General features: G+C 34.6%; 1 protein-coding gene. It reads right to left on the reverse strand.

Translation table 11 applies throughout. The annotated features are described in order from the left end of the window. The coding region (locus AB4Y90_RS18120; RefSeq protein WP_441558951.1) for a threonine aldolase family protein at positions 1-630 on the reverse strand (630 nt) is incomplete at both ends.

Below are 630 nucleotides of genomic sequence, written 5' to 3' on the forward strand. Positions count from 1 at the left end.
TGGTATAGGTTTCAGACAAAAACTGTACTCCCCTTTCAGACAAGGCATTTTTTATTTTCATTGCCTGTTGATTAGCGTTTTTAGCCAAATCAAAATAAAGATCATTCTGCATCAACTCCAAAAATTGTATTCCCAGAAGTCTGCCTTTTGCCAACAATGCGCCTTTTTGTTTGATATTAAAGGCAAAATCTTGCTGCAAATTTTTATTATTTATGATAATTGCTTCTCCCAGCAAAGCTCCGTTTTTGGTTCCGCCGAGATAAAAAACATCGGTTAACTGAGCAATATCTTTTAAATTTAAATCACTTATTTGAGAAGTTAATGCATGACCAAGACGCGCTCCGTCCATAAAAAGATAAAGATTGTTTTTTTTGCAAAAGTCAGAAAGATCTTCCAGTTCTTTTTTTGTATAGATTGTTCCAAGCTCGGTAGAATTTGAAATATAAACCAGCTTCGGCATTACCTGATGTGGAATATTTTTGTGACTTTCCAAAACAGGAATTATATCTGAAGGATTAAGTTTTCCGTCTTCTTTTTCTATGCTTAAAATTTTGTGGCCGGTTGCTTCGATCGCTCCTGTTTCATTGTTTAAAATATGACCTGTTGCCGCAGAAATAACACATTGATAAG

This window comes from Chryseobacterium sp. 2TAF14, from assembly GCF_052115105.1.
GTDB lineage: Bacteria > Bacteroidota > Bacteroidia > Flavobacteriales > Weeksellaceae > Chryseobacterium.